Annotated in this window: 22 protein-coding genes and 1 pseudogene; 9 read left to right on the forward strand and 14 right to left on the reverse strand. The window is 44.0% G+C overall.

All coding sequences use genetic code 11. The features are described from left to right. Positions 1–3: 3 nt before the first annotated feature. Positions 4–306 (reverse strand): DUF1894 domain-containing protein, encoded by a 303-nt coding sequence (locus tag FXV91_RS05800; protein ID WP_229389338.1) that lies wholly within the window; start codon positions 304–306, stop codon positions 4–6. Between the two features lie 611 nt (positions 307–917). On the opposite strand from FXV91_RS05800, the gene FXV91_RS05805 reads away from it, so the two are divergent. Beyond that, on the forward strand, positions 918–1,376 hold the full coding sequence (locus FXV91_RS05805; RefSeq protein ID WP_229389340.1) for a DUF1890 domain-containing protein: 459 nt from the start codon (positions 918–920) through the stop codon (positions 1,374–1,376). Further along, entirely contained in the window at positions 1,373–1,747 is a 375-nt protein-coding gene (locus FXV91_RS05810) for a DUF1894 domain-containing protein (RefSeq protein ID WP_229389342.1), read from the forward strand. Before FXV91_RS05805 ends, FXV91_RS05810 begins: the two co-directional genes overlap by 4 nt. A gap of 246 nt (positions 1,748–1,993) precedes the next feature. Here the strand turns inward: FXV91_RS05810 and purM are convergent, their stop codons facing one another. Both purM and FXV91_RS05820 read right to left on the reverse strand, forming a co-directional pair. After that, a complete protein-coding gene (purM, locus tag FXV91_RS05815; RefSeq protein WP_229389765.1) occupies positions 1,994–2,995 on the reverse strand; it encodes a phosphoribosylformylglycinamidine cyclo-ligase in 1,002 nt (333 codons plus the stop codon). 22 nt (positions 2,996–3,017) lie between these two features. Then, entirely contained in the window at positions 3,018–4,436 is a 1,419-nt protein-coding gene (locus tag FXV91_RS05820) for an aspartate kinase (protein WP_229389344.1), read from the reverse strand. A 443-nt stretch (positions 4,437–4,879) separates the two neighbouring features. Here FXV91_RS05820 and FXV91_RS05825 point away from each other — a divergent pair, with 443 nt between their 5' ends. After that, entirely contained in the window at positions 4,880–6,073 is a 1,194-nt protein-coding gene (locus FXV91_RS05825) for a cofactor-independent phosphoglycerate mutase (protein ID WP_229389767.1), read from the forward strand. Positions 6,074–6,432: 359 nt separating this feature from the next. Continuing rightward, positions 6,433–6,894 (forward strand): Hsp20/alpha crystallin family protein, encoded by a 462-nt coding sequence (locus tag FXV91_RS05830; protein ID WP_229389346.1) that lies wholly within the window; start codon positions 6,433–6,435, stop codon positions 6,892–6,894. A 322-nt stretch (positions 6,895–7,216) separates the two neighbouring features. On the opposite strand, the gene FXV91_RS05835 is transcribed toward FXV91_RS05830, so the two are convergent. Continuing rightward, positions 7,217–7,606, reverse strand: coding sequence for a hypothetical protein (locus tag FXV91_RS05835; protein WP_229389348.1), 390 nt, complete (start codon positions 7,604–7,606; stop codon positions 7,217–7,219). Positions 7,607–8,175: 569 nt separating this feature from the next. Here FXV91_RS05835 and FXV91_RS05840 point away from each other — a divergent pair. Then, complete coding sequence (locus FXV91_RS05840) at positions 8,176–8,940, forward strand: coenzyme F420-0:L-glutamate ligase (RefSeq protein WP_229389350.1); 765 nt, start codon at positions 8,176–8,178, stop codon at positions 8,938–8,940. Between the two features lie 183 nt (positions 8,941–9,123). Here FXV91_RS05840 and FXV91_RS05845 read toward each other — a convergent pair whose 3' ends face one another. Beyond that, positions 9,124–9,447: a cupin domain-containing protein gene (locus FXV91_RS05845; protein WP_229389352.1), complete on the reverse strand. Its 324-nt coding sequence runs from the start codon at positions 9,445–9,447 to the stop codon at positions 9,124–9,126. Between the two features lie 63 nt (positions 9,448–9,510). Then, positions 9,511–9,972, reverse strand: coding sequence for a cytidine/deoxycytidylate deaminase family protein (locus FXV91_RS05850; RefSeq protein ID WP_229389354.1), 462 nt, complete (start codon positions 9,970–9,972; stop codon positions 9,511–9,513). A 394-nt stretch (positions 9,973–10,366) separates the two neighbouring features. Here FXV91_RS05850 and FXV91_RS05855 point away from each other — a divergent pair, with 394 nt between their 5' ends. From FXV91_RS05855 to FXV91_RS05865, 3 genes are all read left to right on the forward strand, one after another. After that, positions 10,367–11,272: a protein translocase subunit SecF gene (locus tag FXV91_RS05855; protein ID WP_229389356.1), complete on the forward strand. Its 906-nt coding sequence runs from the start codon at positions 10,367–10,369 to the stop codon at positions 11,270–11,272. Further along, positions 11,269–12,987 (forward strand): preprotein translocase subunit SecD, encoded by a 1,719-nt coding sequence (locus FXV91_RS05860; RefSeq protein ID WP_229389358.1) that lies wholly within the window; start codon positions 11,269–11,271, stop codon positions 12,985–12,987. Before FXV91_RS05855 ends, FXV91_RS05860 begins: the two co-directional genes overlap by 4 nt. A 67-nt stretch (positions 12,988–13,054) precedes the next feature. Further along, positions 13,055–14,080, forward strand: a complete 1,026-nt coding sequence (locus FXV91_RS05865) for an AAA family ATPase (RefSeq protein WP_229389362.1) — start codon at positions 13,055–13,057, stop codon at positions 14,078–14,080. A 296-nt stretch (positions 14,081–14,376) separates the two neighbouring features. Here the strand turns inward: FXV91_RS05865 and FXV91_RS19705 are convergent, their stop codons facing one another. The 7 genes and pseudogenes from FXV91_RS19705 to mtbA all read right to left on the reverse strand — a co-directional run bounded on the left by FXV91_RS19705 (position 14,377) and on the right by mtbA (position 20,959). Continuing rightward, positions 14,377–14,505, reverse strand: coding sequence for a hypothetical protein (locus tag FXV91_RS19705; RefSeq protein WP_255679940.1), 129 nt, complete (start codon positions 14,503–14,505; stop codon positions 14,377–14,379). Positions 14,506–14,730: 225 nt separating this feature from the next. Next, on the reverse strand, positions 14,731–14,967 hold the full coding sequence (locus tag FXV91_RS05870) for an AcrB/AcrD/AcrF family protein (protein WP_229389365.1): 237 nt from the start codon (positions 14,965–14,967) through the stop codon (positions 14,731–14,733). Between the two features lie 13 nt (positions 14,968–14,980). Next, positions 14,981–15,250: a monomethylamine permease gene (locus tag FXV91_RS05875; RefSeq protein WP_229389367.1), complete on the reverse strand. Its 270-nt coding sequence runs from the start codon at positions 15,248–15,250 to the stop codon at positions 14,981–14,983. Beyond that, positions 15,237–16,643, reverse strand: coding sequence for an amino acid permease (locus FXV91_RS05880; RefSeq protein WP_229389370.1), 1,407 nt, complete (start codon positions 16,641–16,643; stop codon positions 15,237–15,239). The genes FXV91_RS05875 and FXV91_RS05880 overlap by 14 nt, the downstream gene beginning before the upstream one ends. Before the next feature lie 300 nt (positions 16,644–16,943). Then, positions 16,944–18,321: pseudogene (locus tag FXV91_RS05885) on the reverse strand (monomethylamine:corrinoid methyltransferase). 19 nt (positions 18,322–18,340) lie between these two features. Beyond that, positions 18,341–18,997: a methyltransferase cognate corrinoid protein gene (locus tag FXV91_RS05890; RefSeq protein ID WP_229389373.1), complete on the reverse strand. Its 657-nt coding sequence runs from the start codon at positions 18,995–18,997 to the stop codon at positions 18,341–18,343. A 942-nt stretch (positions 18,998–19,939) separates the two neighbouring features. Further along, a complete protein-coding gene (gene mtbA / locus FXV91_RS05895) occupies positions 19,940–20,959 on the reverse strand; it encodes a methylcobamide:CoM methyltransferase MtbA (RefSeq protein ID WP_229389375.1) in 1,020 nt (339 codons plus the stop codon). Between the two features lie 679 nt (positions 20,960–21,638). On the opposite strand from mtbA, the gene FXV91_RS05900 reads away from it, so the two are divergent. Further along, positions 21,639–23,261 carry a methylamine methyltransferase corrinoid protein reductive activase gene (locus FXV91_RS05900; protein WP_229389378.1) on the forward strand — a complete coding sequence of 541 codons (1,623 nt, stop codon included), beginning with the start codon at positions 21,639–21,641 and terminating at the stop codon, positions 23,259–23,261. 366 nt (positions 23,262–23,627) lie between these two features. On the opposite strand, the gene pylD is transcribed toward FXV91_RS05900, so the two are convergent. Beyond that, positions 23,628–24,407: a 3-methylornithyl-N6-L-lysine dehydrogenase PylD gene (pylD, locus tag FXV91_RS05905; protein ID WP_229389381.1), complete on the reverse strand. Its 780-nt coding sequence runs from the start codon at positions 24,405–24,407 to the stop codon at positions 23,628–23,630. Between the last annotated feature and the right edge of the window lie 32 nt (positions 24,408–24,439).

A 24,439-nucleotide genomic window follows, 5' to 3' on the forward strand; every position in this document is an offset into this window, starting at 1 on the left:
CCTTTATTTTATCTTTTTTACATCTTTATCTTTTTTGTACTTCTCTCTAAGTTTCTTGATCTCCTCTGATTCATTTTTCATCCTGATTACAAAGAGGCCGAAGCAGGGCTTTATGAATTGGAATAGAATGGCATCTCCTGAAAAACCAACAGGGATAGCTGTGCCCAGAAGGAAAATGCCTTTTACGTTGTACCCTCCGGGTACCAGGTACACCTCTTCCGAATGTTCCTTAATAAGGTTTTCACACTCTTTGAGGGTTGCGTTTTTCAGGAGGATCTCATAGTCAAACTCGCTTAAGCATACCATTTTTGTACCTTCTATGTTTTTTTCTTAAATCAAGCCAGAGAAGTTCCGATATTTTTACTGCCTCAAGTGACCGCTAACCACCAATTAAATTTATAAATTAAAATTAGCAGGGGATGATATATAGAGATAACATTTTGAAAAGAGAACCAGGGGATTCTATAGAAACTTCGAATTACTCCAGGTACTCGTATAAAACCAGAGCAAAAAATGATGCCTGCATAATTACATAAGTAAATATATCTGGTAAATTTCTGAAACACTTTTGCGAATAAAAAGTTATCAGGGGAGATCGAACAGTTTTATGATTGATTCGAGACTGACTCGACAATTTATATATTAAATTAATGATAACATTAGGATGGTTAAAATTAGACCCTTAAAGGGATTGAACGTGGACCTATTGGTTACATGGTTGATTAAAACGTTGTCTCGTTTTCAAGGATTTCCGCCGAATCTCAATTGCAAAGATTGAAATTCAGGATTAGTCATATCCCATTCTTACAGATAAAATACATGAGGTAAGACACCTCATATAAAATGCCAACTAATATGCATCAGATAAAGCGCATCAAATAAAGTGCAACAGTAAAATACGTGAGAGATGAAATGTTATGACCGGCGCAAAAGTACTTCTCATGATGGGATGTCCGGAGGTCCCAATTCAAACCAGCATTGCTCTGTATCTTTCCCATAAGCTGACTAAATTGGGATTCGATGTAACCGTTGCCGGGACAGGTGCAGCAACCCAGCTTTTGAAGGTATCTGATTCCGACGGCTATTATGCAAAAAAGCTGGTTAATCTCGACAATACTCTGGAGGACATTATTGAGAAAAGAGCGGATTTCGACATCTGTTTCGCCTTTATGCATAACGATGCCGGAATGACCTATGCTGCGACTATGAGCGCTATTTCTCAGTCCAGGCTGTACTCCATAGTCTTCGGCAGGAACGCTGAGGCTCTGGCCGAAACCATCGAGTTCGATGGCGAAAAGATCATCTCAACTGACGTTCACAACCCTGTTCGTCTCAAGAACAAGCTGGACAAAGTGGTGGAGGAGATAGTCAAATGAGCTGCATTGAACAGATGAAGTACGAGATCCTCCTGGATAAGACGACCTACAAGGCTGCCAGAGAGTATATTGAGAAAAACTCGGATGAGGTTTACTATGTATCCCCCGGCTACAAGATCTTCAAGGACTACCACATAATAGGAGTGCCTCCCATTGCTCTAGGGGCTAAAGGCAACGCTTTGATCTTCACCTACACAAAGCCTTGCTATGGAACTTTTGTCCTGACCATAGACAACGAGGACAGCACAAAGGAGATAGATCGGGTCCGGGAGATGGAGAATGAAAAAGTAATTGCCTCATTGAAGAAGGGCAAGACTCCTGAAAGCTCAAAGGCATCATCGACCAGCTATCAGGATATGTGGAAAAAATGAGTTATAAAAAATTTATGAAAAAGCGAACTATAAGAGAAAGGCTGCCTTGATCAAGACCACAAAAAAGGGTTTTAACGGGCACTTCAACGGAGTATCCAATGGGGTATTTCAACGGAGTATCCAATGGGGTATTTCAACGGAGTATCCGATAGGGTATTTCAACATAAGGGGAATAGAGCTTTACCTCATTTCCCTCTAAGTTGACACCAAAACCTGGTCTTATACCAAAACCGGGCTTGCACTTTTTCACTCTATTATCAGGTCTTTAACCCTGATTCCTTTTTCCACGATTTTTCCTACGATTTTTCCGCCTGTTATTTCTGCAGCTTTTGCGGCATCTTTTTCCGGCAGGATGATCAAAAAGCCCATTCCCATATTGAAGGTCCTGTACATTTCAAGATCCTCAACTCCGCCCTCTTTCTGCAGGAACTTGAAAATCTCCTGGGGTTCCAGAGGGTCACAAAAATCAAAACCGAGCTTTGTTACCCTTCTCAGTTTTAAAAGTCCGCTGCCTGTTATATGGGCAAGCCCGTGGACTTCGCACGTTTTAAGGACATCAAGGACTTCAATATAAATCCTGGTGGGTTCGAGGAGGTCGTCTCCTATGGTCTTTGAACTGTCATAGGGGCATGGGTCATGGTAAGAGTATCCGGATTCCTCTATAATCTTTCTTACCAGAGTGTAACCGTTACTGTGGACGCCTGTACTCGGAATGCCAACAATAGCGTCTCCTACCTGGACCTTTCCTCCTTCAATAACATCTTCTTTTTTGACAAACCCCAGACATGTGCCTGCAAGGTCAAAACCTTTGATGATATCAGGGAGGGTTGCGGTTTCCCCGCCCACAATAGACATCCTGGATATTTCGGCTCCTTTAAGCAGCCCTTCTCCTATCTGTGCGGCAAAACCTTCTTCATGCTTTTCCAGGGCAAGGTAGTCCACAAAAGCTACAGGTTCAGCCCCTATAGCCAGCAGGTCGTTAACATTCATTGCGATACAGTCTATTCCTACAGTGTTCCAGCGCTGCATCTCGTTTGCAATAAGAACTTTTGAGCCAACCCCATCCGTTGTCATGGCAAGGGCATATTCTCCGAAGTCCAGGAGCCCTGCATAGTGACCTATATCTGTAAGAGGGGCTCCAATCCCTTTTCGAACATAACTCAGTTTTTCGATAAGGGTTTTGACTGTTTTTTCTTCTTCTGTGATATTTACGCCCGAGTCCGCGTATGTTAGGTGCTTTTCGCTCACTCTCTGACCCATCCTGCCTGCTTCATAGCTGTTTTTCAATTCCATTTCCATTGTAGAGTTCGAATTCGTCATGCAGGGTTTTGACTGCAGCAAATGCGTCATCTTCCCTTACCACGAAAGAGATATTGTACTGGGAAGACCCCTGGCTGATCATAATAATATTAATCATTGAATTTCCAAGTGCTCCGAATACCCTTTTTGCCACTCCGGGGGTCCCTGCCATACCTGCACCCACAACCGCGACCACACAGACATTTCTATCCGAAGTGATTTCCTTTACGATTTCACGGTTGAACTCGGCATGGAGGGAATTTAATGCATTCTCAACATGTGACTCACTGACCACAAAAGAGAGATTCGACTCTGAAGACCCCTGGCTGATCATAACGATGTTTACTCCTGCCCTTGCAAGTGCGGTAAATAGCCTCGCCACTGTTCCTACTGTCCCTGCCATCTCAGCGCCTGCGATGTTGATGAGGGCTACATTTTTGATCAGGCTTACTGCTTTTACTACGTGCTTGCATTGAAACTTCTCTGCCACCACGAGTGTACCCGGTAACTCCGGGTCAAATGTGTTCTTGACGCGTACAGGAATATGTTCGCGCATTGCAGGTTCAATGGTGCGCGGGTGCAGCACATTTGCTCCAAAATAAGAGAGCTCCATGGCTTCTGCATAGGAGATCTGCGGGATGGTCTTTGCTTCGGGCACGATTCTCGGGTCCGTTGTCATGATCCCGTTAACTTCTTTCCAGAGCCATATCTCGTCGGCTTTCAGGGCCGCACCAAGGATGGAAGCCGAGAAATCAGACCCGCTTCTGCCAAGGGTGGTGATTATCCCGTCTTCATTTTCCCCTATAAAGCCTGTAACCACAAGTACATTGGATTCAATCCTGCATCCAAGCCTCTTTGATACAAGCTCGTATGTCTTTTCAAGAGGGCGGGCATTCCCGTAATCCGATGTAGTTACAATCCCTGCCTCTCCTCCTGTGTATTCTATCGATGGGATTCCAAGGGAACGCACAGCACCTGAAACTATCGGAGCCGCCAGCCGTTCTCCATAGGAGGAGATATAGTCGATTGACCTGTAGGTAAGTTCGCCCAGATAGCAGATCCCGATCAGGGCTTTTTCGAGCTCCTCAATCCGGAGGTCAAGGATCTGGAGGACTTCTTTTGCAACATTGGGATCATCAATGGCATCCCTCACAGCTTCATGGTGTTTGTTTGTAAGCTCTGTTTTAAACTCTTTTACAAGAGAAACTTTGCCTTTTGTTGAGGCAAAGCGAGCATTTTCCAGAAGCTTATCGGTTACTCCACCGAGTGCCGAGGTTACCACCACGATCTGGTCGCCCTCCTCATAATACCTTTTAAGGAGATGGGCAACGTGACGGATTTTTTTTCCGTCTCCAACGGAAGTTCCTCCAAATTTCATTACAATTTTCATGATCGGATCACGTTTTGGCATTAAGTAGGATATTCTGACACCTTTCTTTTTTGTAATATGTATCTCTTAGTATTTTGATATTAATTAACTTTGACCATTATGGTCAGTACTCAGTCTAATCTGCCATTATCATCAATTATAGTGCGAAATAAATTCTGTTACGCTTACAGGTCGCTTCTTTATATATATTCCTGCCCGTAAAGAACAGTATGCTCCGGCTCTCCTGCTGCTTAATATAATTTACGCTGATAACCTGTCGTGTATAGGATATGGATACTATATTATAATGTTTGTGTAAAATGGGTATAAGGATTGAGACGTTAGCATCGGCATAAAAAGCCTGCTGAAAATGCCAGAAAAACGCCATAGAAGGCATCTGGTAGAAAGTAATATATTTTATCTGCAAGATGAATGGGGTAAAGCAGTTGGAAAAAGGTGAAGCAATGAAATATGCCGTACTTATAGGAGACGGAATGGCGGATTACCCTATAGAGAAACTGGGTGGCAGGACTATTCTACAGGCAGCTCGAACGCCTGCGATGGATTCCATTGCAGCGCGCGGAAAAACCGGGCTTGCAAAGACCGTACCTGATGGTTTTCCTCCCGGAAGCGACGTTGCGAATATGTCAATTCTCGGGTATGATCCGGCAGCCTATTACTCAGGAAGGGCTCCTCTGGAAGCTGCGAGCATGGGAGTTGCTCTTGAAGCTGATGATGTGGCTTTCAGGTGCAATCTTATTACAATAGAAAACGGGACGATAAAAGACTACAGTGCAGGGCATATTAGCAGTGATGAAGCAGAAATTCTTATAGAAACACTTGATTCCGAACTCAGGACCGAGAAAGTCAGATTCTATCCGGGCATAAGTTACAGGCACCTTATTGTTGCCGGAAATAATCTTGGAGCAGAAACGGAGTGTACGCCTCCGCATGATATTACAGGAGAAAGAAAAGACAGCTATCTTCCAAGAGGAAAAGATGGAGAATTTTTTTCAGGGTTAATTGAAGCATCTATGGTTGTTCTGGAACTACATCCTGTTAACCTGAAAAGAGTACAGGAAGGAAAAAACCCGGCAAATTCGATCTGGGTCTGGGGACAGGGTTATGCCCCGAAGTTCACGTCTTTTCAGGAACTTTACAGGAAAAAAGGAGCTATCATTTCGGCAGTGGATCTACTCAAGGGTATTGGAATTTATGCAGGGCTGGATGTAATTGAGGTCCCCGGGGCAACCGGTTACCTGGATACCAATTATGAAGGAAAAGCCAGTGCAGCTATTGAAGCCCTGAAGACGAGAGATCTTGTCTTTGTGCATGTCGAAGCCCCCGATGAGGCAGGGCATGAAGGTAGTACTGATAAAAAACTGAAAGCAGTTGAGGATTTTGACAGCCGGATAGTTGCTCCTATCCTCAAACATGCCGAGATCTCGGATGAGCCGTTTACGATTCTTGTACTACCTGACCATCCGACTCCGGTCTCGATAAAAACCCATACAAAGGATCCCATTCCGTTTGCAGTTTATAGAACTGATAAACCTGATCCGGATAGTGTGAAAACCTTTGATGAGGAATCGGTTAAAAATGGTTCCATGGGGCTCGTAAAAGCCTCGGATCTGATAGGATTGCTTGTAAAGGGTTAAAACTGCATTCAAAATCCGTATTCAAAATCCATATTTAAAATCCATATTAAAATCCGTATTCAGGCTCTTTATGAAATTTATTACTGATTTCAATGCCCGAAGGCTTTTAATTTCCTTCGGAAATCCTTTTAAACGGGGTTTTCGGAGGTTTTTCTCTGATTTTCCTCTTAATATTTCTTTATTTTTTTTCTATTCGTTCTTTATTCTTCTTTTATGTTTTTTAATTTTATTTTTCAGAATCTATTTTTTCCATACACTTTAGTAAAATTATCTAAGAAAACGTATATATCCTTCCTCAATATATTCAAAATAGCACATATGATTCTGCATTATTTTTTTACTTAAGGGGGAATATTAAGATGAAATGGCCTGCTAAAAGATCATTTTCAGGACCCGCAAGATGGGACCCGTTTGAAGAGATCAGAAGGACACAGGAGCGTCTAAACCAGCTGTTTGAAGACTTTATGCCAATGGAAGAATGGGGAGGCGGAAAAGTGTATACTCCTGCCATTGACATCAAAGAGGAAGAGGACAAACTTCTGGTCACCACAGACCTTCCAGGGATTAATAAAGAAGATGTAGAAATTAATCTCAAAGAAGATATGCTTGAGATCAGCGCAAAGTCCGGCAAGGAAAAAGAATCAGAAGAAGAAGGATACCTGCGCAAGGAAAGAGCATATACACAATTTTACCGTGCAATCCGTCTGCCTGCAAGTGTCAGGGAGGAGGGGTCTACTGCAAAAATGGAAAATGGTGTCCTGACAATATCGCTACCAAAAGCGAGAATTGAAGAACCAACGAAGAAAATAGAAATTGAGTGATCATTCCTGAAGAGGAAAGTAAACTCTACTATAGATATAGACGGATAGTAGGCATAGATGAATTAAGAGAGACTGCGAAAAAACTCGCAGCCTTTAACCTTTATTTTTTTCGTTGCTTGTTTTATTTTTAGTCAGTTTATTTCCAGCTAGTTTATTTCCAATCAGTTTATTTTCAATCAGTTTATTTCAGTCGAATACCCCGCTTGCTGCGGGGTGTGCCAGTGCAACTTTGATTTATAACTTATTTGTGGTTTTTCCGCTGGTTTCTTCTAATTCATTTTTTCTCTTTTTACCTTTTTTTAGGAGAGGTTTTGATTAAGACTCAGGTATAGTGCGGGAAAATATACTTAGTTTCGATTGGTTTTTCCATTTCTTCACCTTCTTCATCGCGAAACTCTTTACTTTTCCGGGCTTCAGATCTTGCAAGTTCCGGATGTTGCTTCAGAAATTCGATGGAATAATCCATGGTTTCCCTGGATGATGCTTTGAAAGTTTCGTCGATCTCTTCCCTGCTGAACTGCCCGTGGTAAAGGAGAAGCTGAGTTATCTTTTCCCGGGTTGCCTGGGGCTCCTGTTCATAGTTCAGGGAGTAGTACAGCTTGCTTACAATAACTCTTAAGGCTCGAGCTTTACCCCGGTGTTCTTCTTTGAAATCAAATGGACTTTTTTCTTTTATTTTCTGTATAATTTCATTCAGGTCATACTGGCTCATACTTAACACCCCTTAAGAAATTGGTTTGCATACTAGATAAAAATTCTTAAATCTGGCTCTGAAAATAAGTGAATATTGGTGACTGACCTAACTTGGATAATAAGGTAACCTAACTTGAATGGGAAAGCAAAATAAATTGAATAGTAAGATAATTTGAAAATAGAGCAATAGAATGAATGAATGAATGAATGAATGAATGATTGAATGAATGAAAAACCAGAAAAAGATATTTTGAAACAAAACAAAGTAAAGAACAAAGTGAAAAGTGCGGCATCAGGAAATTGTTCTCATCATCTTTTGCTCAGCTGGGGTAACTTTCATCATCGCCGCAAAATCCAGTATATCGGTGGTCTTATTTATGGTTACTGCCTTTACTGCTGTAAATTATTCATTTATAGGATTATTTCTATGACTCAACGAAGTCAACTGTGGTCAAAATCAATCTCAAATCAATCTCAAATCAATCTCAAATCAATCTCATTATTCTAACCGAACCCCGGAAAAGAGGGATTATTACAAATTTTTATTATCCTGTATCTTATAAACTTTAAAATTTTTGAGGAAGCCTCTTGAAATTTGAAGCAATTGCCGTAGAAAAGATCCCCATGATACAGAAAGGGGACAACCTTTCCTCCATTATCTGTGAGAGGATTGAACTTCAGGACAGAGACATTGTTATTATTGCCTCAACTATTGTTGCAAAAGCTGAAGGTGAAATCTTCAGGCTAGAAGATATCATCCCGGGAGAACAGGCTCTTGAGATCGCAGCCCGAACAGGGAAAGATGCACGTTTTACTCAGGCTGTCCTTGCCAGGAGCAGGGAGGTTTTTGTTGAAACCCCTTTCATGCTTGTGACCACAATTTCAGGGCATACATGTGTAAACGCAGGCGTTGACGAGTCTAATATTGAACACGGGTTTTTGCTTTACTCTCCTGAAGAACCGGATGCCAGTGCCTCACAACTCGGAGAAGAACTTGAAAGGCTCAGCGGGAAACAGTTAAGCGTCATTATTACGGACACAAACGGAAGAGCCTTCAAGATCGGGCAGACTGGAGTTGCTATAGGGATCTACAAAATAAAACCAATAAAACGCTGGATAGGGGAAAAAGACCTTTTCGGCAAAATCCTGGAGATTACAGAGGAAGCAGTTGCTGATGAGCTTGCAGGCGCTGCCAACCTTTTGATGGGAGAAGGGGCAGGCGGGATCCCTGTTGTAGTAATTCGCGGGCTTGATTATTACTTCGAAGGGGATGCGTCTGTAAAAGATACATATCGCCCTGAAAATTTGGATGTTATCAAAAAAGGGCTTCGATGCCTGCGGAAAAAAAATTGAATTAAAAAATACGAACTCCAGAGCTCAGCTACTTGTTTAAAAACAGAAGCCTGAGGTTATCTGAAACATCTATTTAAAAGATCTTGCAAATATGGGGATAGCTTAGCTCCTTCCTAAAAAATAACTTCCCCAAACTTAAAGTGAGACAAACTTAAATTGAGAACTAATTTAGAAATGACAGTATTAAGAGCGGATCATAGTTAGAATCATTTTGAACCTTTCTATGGCATGGAGCGCATGGGATTCATTGGCAGGCATTATAATCATGTCTCCTTTCTCCAGAATATGTTTATTCCCGGAAATAGTGATTTCCGCCTTCCCGTCTATTACCTGTACCATGGCATCGAAGGGGGCTGTATGCTCGCTCAGTCCTTCTCCCTTGTCGAAGGCAAATATAGTAACTGTTCCGGTACCTTTACGGATAATTTCTCTGCTTACAACAGCTCCTTCCTGGTATTCAATCAAATCTTCCACTTTTAGTGTCCTGGCTTTTAATTCTTCAGACATTATTCCACCTATTGTCCCTGTCCTTATTCCTGTTCGATAAATTAATATGGCTTCTCCAGGTATTCAATATTTCAGCTCAAAAGGCACATATTCTACTTCCACACCTGCGCTTCTGAAGAAATCCAGGGAATCCGTGTCAGGATAAGGTGTTGAGTATACTACTCTTCTGATGTTTGAGTTTATGATCATCTTTGCACACAGGATGCATGGCTGGTGCGTACAGTAAATGGTTGCTCCGGAGATGCTAACCCCATGGATTGCGGCCTGGATAATGGCATTCTGCTCCGCATGTACTGCCCGGCACTTCTCCTGCCGTGTGCCTGAAGGAATCTTTTCAAGGTCCCGGATACATCCTGTCTCAAGGCAGTGCTCCATGCCACTTGGAGCTCCGTTGTATCCGGTTGAAAGAATTCGTTTATCCCGGACAATTACTGCCCCTACATTGTTCCGGAGGCAGGTTGCCCGTTTGCATACCACGAAGGCAATTTCAAGGAAATATTCGTCAAGGGAAGGTCTTTCGGTCATTATTTTTAATGAACAGTAACTGGTATATATAGTTATAACGTTAGAACTTGTATCACTTCTAACAATAAATTTTAAATGAAATGAATTAACGCTATATAGAGAAAGAATTGTTTTTCGAGGAATAATTAATATAATCTATAGAATATAGAACTGAGATTGATTAACTTATTTACACCATAAGGAATGTGAAAAATTTCCCCCGGAACCAGAGTTCAACAAGGACTTATATCTCAGGTTACCAGGCATGTTCCGGACTATAAAGTCTGGATGGTTCTGGCTGTAAATATGGACACTTCCGTGTTGTGAAGCTGAATGTTTCTGGATTGTAAATCCGGACAAAAATAAGCTCGGATAAGTTCAAAAAAATAGATGCATTCATCCGGAGTATTTAATTATGGCAACAGGTTTGACCGAATTTTTAGATAATTTCGTGAAAAATCACGATAATCGCCAGTTGCTGGCAATCCCTCTTGCAGTACTTGCACTTTCTTTAGCTGTACTGCTGGTTTCCTTTGCAAGCAGTGGGTCGCCGGTAACCCTGGGAATGGAGTTCCAGGGTGGTACCCAGATTTCAGTAGAGACAACTAACTCTCCAGCTACACTTGAAGAAATGTACTCTTCTTACCCTATCTCTGATGCTCGGCAGACCGGAAGCAGGGTCATCATGCAGTTCGGGATTATGGATAATGAAGAACAGCGCCAGCTTGAAGAAGATGTAATGAGCCGCTATTCTAGCGTAGAAATCAAACAAATAGGGCCCGTTTACGGCCGGGAACTGCAGGTTCAGGCTCTCCAAGCTCTTTTTATATCCTTTATAGGAATGTCAATTGTGGTTTTCCTGATCTTCCGGAGCGTTGTGCCCTCTTTTGCAGTGGTGTTCTCCGCCCTTTCGGACATCATAATTGCCTCTGCTTTTATGCGGGTTGCAGGGATCGAACTTTCTCTTGGAACGATTGCAGCCCTGCTTATGCTCATCGGTTATTCCGTAGACAGTGACATTTTGCTAACAAACAGGGTACTCAAGCGCAGGGGTACGTTGGAAGAAAAGGTTTCAAGGGCGATGCAGACCGGGATTACCATGACCACAACAACCCTTGCAGCCCTTGTGGTTATGTACCTGGTTTCGACTTTCCCTTACCTGATAATTCCATCATTTACAGGGATTGCCCTGCTTTCGCAGATTTCAAGCGTGTTGATCGTGGGACTTCTTGCAGATATTATGAACACATGGCTTCTCAACACCGGGATCCTGCGGTGGCATGTGATGAAACCCGAATTCAGAGGGAGGTATAACAGATGAGCGATAAAAAAAGCCTCTTTAAAAATGTAAGAGTTATCATCTTCATACTTGCTCTGCTCGCCTCGATCGTGCTTATCCAGCCGGGTTATACTTCAGGAGAAGGGGCCACCACTAACCTGAATTACGGGCTTGACCTTGAAGGTGGCTCCTGGCTTCAGATCAAACTACAGGGAGCTCTCGTCCAGGTAGATGCAGACCCTGGAATGATAGTAAGTCAAATGGTAGAACCTGTCATCGGCGCTCCTATCCAGATCACAAGTAACAACCTGGAAGCCAGTGGAGTGAGTTCATCCGAAAAATCCATCACGTTCACAACGTCTGTTCCGGTTAGCGCAACCCAACTTGAGCTTATGGAGCTTGGCACTGTAAGCGTTGATAGGCTGAACCAGAACACGACCCAGGTAACTCTAACTACCAGTAAAGAATCCCTTATCCAGGCTTACCTCTCACAGGCCTTTGATGCAGAAGTGCTTCCTATCAGTACTGAAGATGGTATTGTCTATGAAATAAGGACTGAAGCCTCAGAAGAAGAGCTTGAAGCCCTTATGGAAAAGGTCGGAGGTACAATCCTCAGAAATGAAGACGGGACATCGACTTATCAAGAAGGAGTCAGCACCGACACAAGGGACCTGACCAGAGACATTCTGAATGACAAACTTAACTCACTTGGCTTGAAAGATATCCCCGTCAGGACTGTCGGAGAAGATTATATTCTCATTGATTTTGCAGGAATCGACCTTGCAACGGCAAAGGATATTGCTGAAAAGCCCGGGAAATTTGAGATCCGCATACAGACTACAGGAAATGAGACCCAGCATGTCCTTTACGGAGAATCCATTGTAAGTGTGGGGATCCCTACTTACCACGATAACCAGTGGCACACTCCTTTTACCCTGAATGAAGAAGGAGCACGGACTCTCCAGAAAGTTGCAATCGAGACTGGGGCTACAGACAATCCAGACGCTCACTACCTGAATATGTATCTGGATGAAAACAAGATCTATGGAGCTCCCCTCAGTTACTCTGCAGCTTCCAGACTAAAAGAAACTCCCATCTATTCATGGGAGGCTTCCACGGGCTCCGACGAGGCAGCCAAGATCGAAGCCGAAACACTCCAGATTCATCTCAGGGCAGGGGCTCTACCTGTAAATGTGGTGCTTGTAGGTTCAGGGCATGTTGATGCAACCCTTGGAGAACAGTTCAAAACCGAAGCTGTGGTTGCAGGTTTTATCTCCCTATTAGCGGTTGCTGCAGTTGTGTTCTACAGGTACAGGAGACCCGAAATTCTGGTTCCAATGGTCGGGACTTCCATCAGTGAAGTTATTATGATCCTTGGAGTTGCAGCAGCTATCGGCTGGCAGCTTGACCTTGCAGCAATTGCAGGTATAATTGCCGCAATAGGGACAGGCATTGACCACCTTGTAATCATCACGGATGAGGTGCTTTACGAAGGAAAGCTTCCGCCAACAAAGGTCTTCCTTTCCAGGATAGGGAAAGCCTTCGCAATCATCTTCGGGGCAGCTGCCACAACGATTATTGCCATGTCTCCACTGGTGGTCATGGGTTTCGGAACCCTGAAAGGATTTGCCATCACCACCATCATTGGTGTTTTTATTGGTGTGGTCCTTGCAAGACCTGTTTACGGCGTGGTTATCAAGGAACTGCTTGAGAAAGATGGAAACGGTACCTCTGAAAGCGAAGGTCTGACTGAGTAAGTGCCGGAAAAAGATAAAAATCCTGAAAACAACTGAGTATCAAAAACTAAAAAACAAGGTGGAATTAATGCAGGATCTCTGGACTCTAAAATACAGGGCAGATACTCTTAAAGGGATGCTTGGAAACGAACATGCCGTGAACACGCTTTCCGAACTGGTTCAGTCCAGGACCCTGCCCCATCTAATTTTTTACGGCCCTGAAAATTCAGGAAAAACAACGGCTTCTCTTGCCCTTGCCAGGCAGCTCTACGGAGAGACCTGGAAAAACAACTTTGCATACTTTAATGCCTCTGACTTTTTCGACCAGGGAAAACGCTATCTTGTACGGGACAAACGTTTTGTCCGCATTCTGGGCACTGATGATCCTAAAAAAATCTACAAAAGCGTGATCGACATTTTCAAGGAAATTATTAACGAATACGCCGGAATGGCTCCCCTTGATGCCGATTACAAGGTCATCTATATCGATAACGCAGAGTCCCTGAGCTCAGATGCGCAGCATGCGCTCAGGCGGATCATGGAAAAGTACAGTGCAACCTGCAGATTTATTCTTTCCACTACAAGACCTTCAAAACTCATTTCTCCCCTTCGATCAAGGGGCCTTCAGGTATTTTTTACCTATGTCCCGGATTCTCTCCTGAAAATTCACCTTGAGAGAATCGCCCTTTCTGAAAAGCTGAAACTTTCCGGCGGCGCACTTGATGCAATTCTTTATCTTGCTAAGGGAAACGTTGCAAGAGCTGTCCAGACTCTCCAGCTTGCGGCCCTGAGGGCAGAGGGTGCTGAAATAACGGAAGAAATTGTATATGAAGCTACCATGAAGGGCAGGGACGAAACTGTGGATCTACTGCTTGAGGCCGCTCTTGCAGGAGATTTCTCCAGAGGGCGGCAGCTTATAGATGAAATGATTATTGAGAAAGGACTTTCTGGAACTGATATTCTTGAAGGGCTTACAGAAGCTCTTATAGATTCAGGAGAAACCGACGCTGATATTGCACGCCTTATTGTTAAAATCTCAGAAACCGATTCAAGGCTTACAGACGCTGCCAGTGAGAGAATTCAGCTCGAAAAACTAATTTCTACTTTTTCCTGATCTATTTTTTAGTCAAAATCTCTGATTTTTTGGATGGGAACTTACTTCTCATCCTCCCAATTTATTTTTATACGTGAGTATTCTCCTTTTATATGTTTCGGTTTACTACACTTCCTAATATACCTATTATATAAATAGTTCTATTAGATTCTTTCATTAAATACCAAATTATATATACTATATCTCTTTACTTGAAATTGGAGCAGCAAATTATATATACAATTAGTTTTTATCTTTTATTGTAAGTAGACCAGAAGCTCATGCTTCTCAGGAGTTAAGGGGCTTAATTATACTTTCTAAGCAAGGTACAGACCTGAGATTTCAGGATACATCCCTGGTGGTGTGCCTGTACCCTCTATAGAGAGTTCGGAGCCTGTACTCCCTCGAGCAGAAGTCGGATTCGGGTCTTCTGAACAAATCCACAAAAAAATCCCTCCATTGCTCCCTGAATAATCCCTCTTTTCAGGGAGACCATGCTCATGCGGTAGAATTGATCTACAACTTCATTTCAAAAACGAAAAATATTCTACTGTGCTCTAAGAACTTTAAAAAATATGGTCTGCCTGACTTCCTCCTCAGGCAGACATCCGGTTAAACTTTTTTTGTAGTTTTTTTCAATATTTTCGTTTTTTTCAGTTTCTTTCAGCCTCTCAGTACTTGTAGTGCTTTACCGAGTGATACAGGATCACTACAAAGAAAGCAATTATGACAAGCAAGAAACTGAAGAAACCTACAGGGTCCCAGACAAAGCCTATTCCTGCCCCTCCTTCTCCCCAGGAAACGAGCACAGCTCCCTGGAGCACTGTGGGAATAACCACACAGGCGAAGGCAAGGATGAAAATAAATACAATATCAAAGACTTCTATCAAGATGTTCTTCTCTGCCACGTCTTCTGCCTCCTCAATCGTAGTATTTGAACTCGAACATGTGGTTTTTGATGGAGTCTCTTACCCTCAGGCATCCTATAGTCTCGATTAAAAAGATCAGTCCGAGAAAGATTACGTAAAGGTAGAAGAAATCGGAAGCAATTTCCCATGTTTCGGAGAGGATCCTGTATATTATGAATCCTTCCACACCTACAAGCAAAGCAAGCATGCCTACAACGAGAAGCGTATCTCCGTTAAGTTTGCTATGATATTTGCTTTCCAGTGCCTGGTTATTCGTCTCCAATGCTCATCGCCTCCTTTCCGATTCTTTGATTTTCCGAGCCTTCGGGTAAGGGCCAGCCCATTTCAGCCCAGTTGTTTTCGATGTTTGAACTCTTGTGCCTGTGGCTGAAATAGAAGTACGCAATGCCATAGAACACAAAGGCGAAGATCAGGTTATACTTGTAGCCCCAGAACAGCGTTGAAAGAATCGTAATTGCGATTGCAATTGCAAAGTAAGCAATATACGGCTGAAGAGGGCCCACAAAAGGCCTGACCCGACTTGTGGACTGCGGAAAGAGGTTCCTGAAACGAATCAAGGAGAAAGGAATCAGCACGTAACAGAGCAGCCCCGAAATAATTGAGAAGGTAATCACCTGGTCAAGGAAACCGCTGAATGCAAAACCAATTGCAACAGGCATTGTGAAAATCACTGCCCGGTATGGGGTATTGTACCTTGGGTGCACTGCTGAGAACCAGGAAGACACGTAATTGTCTCTGGAGAGGGCAAACCAGGAACGTGAGGAGTCACAGACGCAACCGTTTGCACTGGCAACACAGGTCAGAAAGGTCCCAAGCCCTAGCAGAGCAATAAAGATAAATATGCCACTGTTCTGTGCAGCCTCAAAAAGCGGATACACGGAAACTCCGAGCAGGTCCGTCGGGATCAGCACTGCACATAGGTAGAGGGTCATTGCCGCTCCTATGAGCAGGGTGATCATCCCGGCCTGCTGCCCAAGAGGCACTGCCCTTGACGGATGTTTGCACTCTTCGGCGCACATTGCCGCCCCTTCAATCCCTAAATAGAACCATGGTCCGAATTGCAGGGCTGCAAAGAGGCCTATCATGCCGTTTGGCAGGGCTCCCTGGAAAAGGTATTCAGGGTGAATATCCACGCCGCCAAAAGCAGTTGTGAAGAAGAAGGCCACTATTGCAATGAAAGCGATCATGGTCAGGACAAAGTTCAGGGTTAGAGCCGCAACAACGCCACGGTAATTTATGAAGGTCAGAAGTGCAATAACAAGCAAAGTCACAGGAAAAACTTGCAGCTCCGGGAAGATGCTTTGTGCGATGAATGCGACTACAATGGCATCCGCCGCCTCAAGGGCGATGTATTCCATATAGACCGCAAGTCCGACACTGGCAGCCGCTCCGGGCCCGACAAATAACCTTGCCCAGTCATAGGGTCCTCCTGCAAGTTTGGTTGCTGACCCGAGTTCACTGGCACAGAGGGAGATTATAACATACATTGTCCCTGCAACCAGCATGGCAAGCAGAGAACCCAGTACCCCTCCTTTTGCGACAGTGAAGTTCCAGCCCATGTACTCTCCGACCAGCACAATTCCTACGCCGAGAGCCCATACATGGAAGGGCCGCAGAGTTTTTACCAGGCTGGCAGCTTCATTGTGTTCAGACATGCCATATCAGCCCCTTTTTTTTGAAACTCTGCTGGCGTCAAGTAAAACCCAAGCCATCAGCCCGAAAGCCAGAAGATATATCAGTCCGTTTATAACAGTCCAGATATCCATTTTTTTATCCCCTTCTTTTTTATATAACGAATTTTTGTATCCGTTCACCTATTCATGAAGAATTTTTCCGCATAACTCGTAATTTATATTTATAATTGTTTCGCCTGAAATTTTTCAAAAAAAAATTAGCCAGCAAGAGCTCGCTGGCTTTAGTTCGTTCAGTATAATTTCAGGCCTGGTGCTTTCGGCTTAGAATACAAGTCCCAGGTCTTCGAGCTTCTTTCTTGCTCCGTCATAKACCTGCATGTATTCGTCAGTTGGGGTTATTGTCTTTACATCGTAGCATTCCTGGAAAGTCTTTCCAGCTGGTGCGCTTGCATAGTTCTTCTCATAAAGTGGCACAAGAGCACTGAGTATCCTGTTGACCTCTGAGATTTCCATACCTGCGGTTGCCCTTGCTACTTCTCCCATCATTCTGGCTTCCATACCTGTGGTCTTGTCTGTTACTACACCCTTTGCTGCTGCAACACCTGAGAGAATTTCTCTTCCTGATGCGGTGTCAGTAATGGACTGGGCTGAAGCCTCGAGGAGACACATCTCAGTACATGGTCCTGCACATGGGTAGTACTGGTTTCCTGAGAGCATGTCTGTAAACTCGGAAATGGTTGCACATGCCCAGCCTGCAATTGTAAGGGTTTCCCTTGTGTTGGTGGACCCCCAGCGGATATGGACCGGCCCGTCCAGGTGCCAGCTTGCGCTGCTCATGATAAAAGCGTTGATGTGGGTTGCAATGTCAACAATTGTGGTTTCCTCAATGCCGCCTGCGTATCCTCCGAAGATRGGCATCTGCTCATCCATGATGATATTGCTGTTCCCTTTGTAGTGKGCAATTACTGCAATTGCATCSAGGTCGATCTTGAGCTCRTTGAGCTGAGAGACTTCGTGGCTGTCCGAGCTTATCTGGCCGCCAACGCAGTCAGAWGCTATATTTCCCTGAGCGGACAGGGAAGTCTCCGGGCCCTATATGCCCATTCCAGGGCGACCTGCCATTGCGCATGCCTGCTTTATAAGACGGGTTTCTGTCTTTGCTGCAAGGACTTCGTAAGGGCTTTTTGGAATTGGTGGTTTCCCGCGGACTGAAGTCATYACACCGTCTACTATTGTGTCTACTTCCTTTTCAAGGGCATAGCTCATGTGGACAGGCATGAAGACGTYTTCTGAAATAGGAGAACCTGTAGGGCCGCCCTGGACAATGGGTTTTTTCTTGTCGCCGACACTTCTCTTCTTTACATTTACTGCGTCCCTGCCGGTACCGAGGGTAAACTCTTTCTGGACATTGTTAATTGCGTCCCAGATTTCGTCTTCGGTGTACTTTACGATCCTGTGAGTGTCAGTACAGTAGATACCGGMTCTCAAGCAGCATCTCAAATCCTGCCTGGAAGAGCTTTTCCATCATGTCCTTGTCTGTAGGGACAAACTCTCCTTTGAAGTCAAGCCCGTACTTCTGCTTGAGCTCCATTGCCTTCATTGGGATCCTCATAAGGTCCCAGTCGTCCTGGGTGCACTTTTCTCCTACTTTTGCCCTGTCGTAGAAGTCATAGCAGTCAAATGATTTTCTAAACGTCATATACTTTTGCCTCCCAGGRTTATTTCATTACATCAAGTGCAACTTTTGCGGCTTCTGCAGCGTTTTCTGCGGTTGCATCCGCACCGATCTCATCGATCCACTTCTTGGATACCGGGGCTCCTCCGAACATGCAYTTTACGCTGTCCCTGAGGTTTTCTTCCCTGAGCCTGTCCATRAGGTCTTTCTGGCCRAGCATGGAGGTTGTCATAAGGGCTGAGCCAACAAGGATGATCTTTTGCCCTTTGCGTTTTGCAGCTTCATCTACAACGGTCTCGTTGAGGACGTCAGTTCCGAGATCAAGGATCTCAAATCCGTTTGCTCCGAGCATGGTTGAGACAAGACGGTGTCCGATGTCATGGATATCTCCTTCTGCAACAAAGGTGATTGCAAGCCCGGTTCCTTCGTCTCCTGCCACTTTGGTTCTCTCAAGTTCGGGAGTAAGGACCTTCATTGCAGCTTCCATGGTTTTTGCAGACATCATGATCTGAGGCAGAAAAACCTCGGCAGCTTCGAACTTGTCACCGATAATCTTCATCCCGGGGGAAAGTCCCTTTGTGATGATGTCAATAGGGGGAATTCCTGCATCCAGGGCTTCCTGGGCTAACTGTGCGCAACCTGCGACGTTTTGAGTCACGATCGCGTTTGTTAACTTTTCAAAAATCTCTTGGTTTGCCATTTTTTTTAAACCTCCATTTCCGTTGAAACTGGCTGTTCTGCCAGTATTAGTTGGGCAGTACAATGCTTACGGAGTTCCGATAGACAATGGATTTTGCAAAGGGTTATTGCTCAAGTATGCCCAAGCTCCGCTAGGTAAAAAAAGCGTTTGCATGGGGTTCTCACTATATTACAAGCCCTGCGCCTTATATTCAGCCATTAGGCGTAGGGAATGCCTTCGCAGTATTATCCTGATTGCCTATTACGGAAATTATTCACTATCATTTGCCATTTCTTACCCGATTTTTCAGGTTCTTTGTGAATAATTTCTTTTCTCCTGATTGCTACCTGGGAAGTTTGCTGGAGACTGCAAATTTGTTTATTTCCCAGTCGAATTAGCACTCATATCCCAAATTTCCCAACAGTATGCCTGCTGGAACTGCCTGGAATTGTCCTGAACATTCAGATACGAATTCCTAAAATAAAGATGGAAATTCTAGTATATAAACGAACACTATATTTCTTTATTATATATTATAATAGAAAATTTTAAGTGAGATTTTTTTCAGGCTATGCCTTTTGAAATTCAGGTTATTTCTCACTTTTTTTCTCCTGATTGTCTCAGCTCAAGGCAGTTGAACAAAAAGTATAAATATAATCTATCGGAAGTTTTTTGACTTGAGCTTAATATATGGAATCTCCGGCTTCGAAATGTGTTTACTAAATTTTCTCTTCTAATAGAAATCTTTAAATATTAGATATGCTGCTGCTCCTGCAGAACAAACCGGTTCTTCTGAAAAACCAGAGGCTAGCAGAATCGATATAATCAGAAGCCCTCTCTCAAGCTGGGCTGCGGTGAGATGTAAAGAAAACGATAAAAAAGAAACCGGCTTGGGTGCCGGCATTTTAATTTCTTATTATTATTCTGTTATTTTTTAGTCCGGTAATTTCGTCCGTACCTTGTTTAATATTTATAGTTTTTAGCACAGTCAACCATTTTCTGGAGATTGGCACTAGGTGTCATGCTCACAATTCCGCATCCGGGTGAAAGCAGTCCTACACCAGCGTCAAGTACTTTCTTTGAGGCTTCTGCAACATCCTCGGGGGTCCCATTCCAGAGTACAGCTACCGGATCAACATTTCCGATAATGATTGCGTTTTCCACATTACCTGTTGCGGTCTTGATATCCACTCTCTGGTCTACACTGATGCCGTTTACGCCGGTCTTGTCCATAATTGCAAGACCGTTGGTTGTGTTTCCACAGATGTGGAGGATCGTGCCGACATCGAGTTCCTTCATAGCATCAATGATCTTTTTCTGGTAGGGTAGAGCATACTTCTCGTAGAATTCTCCACCAATTAGCTCGTAGCTTGCTGTCGGGTCAATAATGGCTATCGTATCTGCCCCGTTTTCAACCATTGCTTTTGCATATGCTACGTTGAAATCCGAGCAGAAATCCAGAAGTGCAGGGACAATTTCCTCACCTGTGAAAAGGTTTCCAAACCAGGCATCTCCGTTGATATGCTGGGCAAGAGAGAAGGGACCGATCATAGACCCTATAACAGGGAGTTCTTTTCCATATTTGTCGGAAAGGATCTTGATAGCTTCAAGGATTAAGCCCACTCTGCCTTCATTCAAGCTGTATTCCTTAATCTTGTCCAGGTCTTCCAGGTTCTTTACGCTGTGTTTTATCACAGAAGGCTGCTGCTTCAGGTCGCCAGCCTTTATTCCGCAGCCAAAAAGTTCTGCTTCGGCTGTGATGTCGAAGGGAACTCTAACTGCTTCAAAGCCAATTACTGTGTGTCCTGCTTCTGCAAGTGTTGCCATTTTTTCTGCGTCTGCATGGGCGTCAGGCCAGTAGGCTCCGGAGGCTTCCATCTGTTCAATAGTTGCGGTCTGTGTGAAACATACAGCAGGCATTCTGTCTACTGGCTGTTTTCTCAGTGCACGGTATAATCGTTCTTTTGGTGTATATTCTGTCATCTATAATCCCTCTCTAAGTTCTATAGACAGCCCTAATTTCAAAAATCCATACTATAAATAAATATGTATTATTATTTCTTAATTAAAGATTTTATTATAAAAAACTATCAATTAATCTGGTGGAAACGGCTGAATCTCCTCTCAAAACAAGTAAATTTGTTTTATTCCTCATGCCCTGGGGAAACTTTAATGTATATAGAGGCTCGGGGATTTAATTAAGGTTAACTTCTCTAGAGTATAGTCCGGTTCAAAATTTCTTCCCCAATCTCAGACCGAGAGATGAACCACAGAAAACCTGAAAAATAAGGAAAAGCTACAATATCTTTTTAGTTAGTCTTCCTGAGCGCAGCGAAAAGGACAGCGTACTCCCGAGACGCAATCGGACGAGGCGCAATTTGGAAAGTAAAAGCTTTAATTTTATAAGTTAGTCTGCTTGAGCGAGCGAAGCGAGTGAAACGGACCTCGTGCTCCCGATGCGAAACTCGGGCAGCGAAACTCGGGCAGCGAAACTTGGAATGAGCAACTCGGGAGGAATAGTCTATATATTGTATAAGTTATAAATTATTATTCTCTTCCCTGCATCGAATTAGAAGAATCTACTCTTCATATCCCATTCTTTTCCGGGGCAGTCCATGGTGCCGGGACGCCTCGACAATGATACTCCCGGAGGATCTAAAAAATGTACGGAATAGCACTTGATCTGGGTACCAGCGGTTTTAGAGCCCAGCTTATTGACCTTGAAACAAACGAGACCTTGAAGACAGTTATAACCATGGGTCACCCCCTTCCAGGAGGGAACGTCATGGACCACCTGGATTTCGCAATCACTACAGGTGAGGACGTGGCTCACGGAGTAATTATCGAAACTATCAGGAGGATGTTCCTGAAATTCGATGCGGATCTTTCGAAAGTAGAAAGACTTGCTGTCTGCGGAAATCCTATCCAGCTTTCTCTTTTCCAGAATATCGAGATAAGAGACCTGGCATATGCCGGAGAAAACAAGCAGAAAATGCTCGGAGTCCAGAACGTAAAAAGAGATGCCCGTGTATTCCCAGCTTCAGAACTTTTCGGGGATAAAGATCTTCCGAACTGTGAAGTAATCGTGCCTCCCGCAATCAAACACGAGATAGGGGCTGACGCCCTTGCAATGATGCTCGAGACTGATTTTCTTATTCAGACAGAACCTGCACTCGTGACCGATTACGGGACAAATGCAGAAATGGCTCTCAAAGTAGGAGATAGGATTATAACGGCAAGCGCTGCCGCAGGTCCTGCAATTGAAGGGCAGGGCATAAGTTCAGGGATGCTTGCAAGCCCGGGGGCAATCTGTGATGTAAAACCTGAAGGCGAATACTGGAAAATTATAGTGCTCGATAAGGAAATGGAAAAACAGGATGCCTATCTCATCAACCCTGTAACAGGCGAAATGAAAGAATCCTATGGGTACGAAGCTGCAGGTATCACAGGGACAGGAGTTATCTCGGTTTTTGCACTTGCTCTGAAAAGCGGGCTCATTGAAAAGCCTCCAAAACTCCCCAATGGAAAACTGATTCTGGGCACTGGAATTGAAATTAATGAAAAAGATGTCGAAGAAGCCGGAAAAGCCATCGGAGCGATTCGGGCTGCTCACATGACCCTTATAGTAGAATCCGGGATTAAATACGAAGACCTTGAGTATGCCTATATGTCAGGAGCTTCCGGAGCCTATGTAGACGCTGAAGCTGCCCGCAGGCTCGGAGCCGCTCCTGGTTATGCAAAAAAAATAGTCCAGTTTGGAAACACTTCTCTTGCCCTTGCACGGGAACTTGTGCTGAACAGGTCGAGGCTGGATGATGTTATCGAGGTTGCAAAAAGAATTACCGCCGACCACCTCATGATGGCAACAAGCGATACTTTCAATAATTTCTACTTATGTGAACTCTCCTACTGGACCATGGGCATGCCCCTCGAAATGTATGACCAGATGCTTGAACTCTACGGTCTACCAAAACTCCCCAAAATACTTGAACATGTCGACATAGAAAAACGGGTCAGTAAGGATATCGAACAGGTAGGAGTCGGCGGGCTTGCCATCCTCAAAGAAATAGGTATAATCCTCGAAGTTCCTGTAGAGAAGTGTGTATACTGCCAGACCTGCGTAAATGAATGCCCTGAAGACGCCCTTGAAATCGTCGAAACCGACGGCATAAGGATCGCAAAATACGACAGCCAGAAATGCCTTGGCACGAGCTGCCGGCGCTGTGTCAGTGTTTGCCCCGAAAATGCCATCGACATTACAAAACTCAAAATAAAGGAAAAATAAGGCTCGTGGGATTTATTCTCCCACTATTTTTTTACTTGCTCTTCACTCAGCCCACCAGATCAATGCGCAATTCTGCGCTATAATTTAGAGCCTATCCGAAAAGTCAGTAATGCATGTTGAAAAGTCACAATAGGTCTATAATGTCAGAGTATCCGTTCCGGTTTTGCATATTGCATATTGTAAAAGTTATAGCAGGTAACCACTTTTCGGATAGGCTCTTAGTCCTCTTGAGCGTAGCGAAAAGGACGCGTACTCCCGAGGCGCAATTCGGGCGAGACGCAATTCAGGCAATACGTAATTCGGGAACTCAAATCAAAGCAGAATAAGATTCGTGAGGAAAGGTCTCCTCACTTTTTCTTTACTTTTTTACAGGACAGAATACAGCATGGATGCAGTCCCTATCCCGAGAGGTTCCATTACAAGTTCAACTCCATACTTCTTTTGAAGCTCCCTGGAAATTGCGCAGGGAATCCCAGGGGTAGAGATCACACAGTTTTCGGAAAGTACCGCTTCGGGAATTGTGTCCTCACAGGGTGTCGCCTCGAAAATAATGGAGAATTTTTTGGGATTGTCGGGGTCGAAAGGAATAATTCCAAGGCTGGAAACGCTTTTTTCGAGAAGATCTCTGTCTGCATCGTATCCGTAAACCCTGAAACCCTTGTGTACAAAATGTGCCGCTCCCGGGAATCCTACTTTTCCCAGTCCCACGGCAAGCACGTCCTTTGAATCGGCTTTCAGGTGCCTGGAGGCTATTTCAGCATATATTATACCTGTACAGGGCTGATTGTTGGCTATTTTTCCGTTTTTGAGGTTGTGTGCAAGGAAGGTATTGTCATCTGCCATAAGGATAATTTGCGCTCCATTCCTTACTGCTTCGTAATAACCACTTACGTCAGGCATATCCGTAACGAAGCTATCAAACCCGAAATACTCGGTAATTGCGTGCAAAGAAGCCGAAAAGTTCCCTATGATCCCGTTTCCCGAGGTCACAGGTACGATGCCTATCTTTTCACAGCATGGGGTTGTGCCGTAGAAGTCTTTACAGACTCCTTTTATATCAAGGCCTGTAACTCTCCGCACAGCAGAATCGGCTTCCTGAAGCTGTCTGTTAATATTTTCAAGGTCTTCTGGGGTTAAAAGTGCCATTTTTATCTTCCTTTTCTGTTTTTGAACACATT

This window comes from Methanosarcina sp. DH2 (assembly GCF_020804225.1).
Lineage (GTDB): Archaea > Halobacteriota > Methanosarcinia > Methanosarcinales > Methanosarcinaceae > Methanosarcina.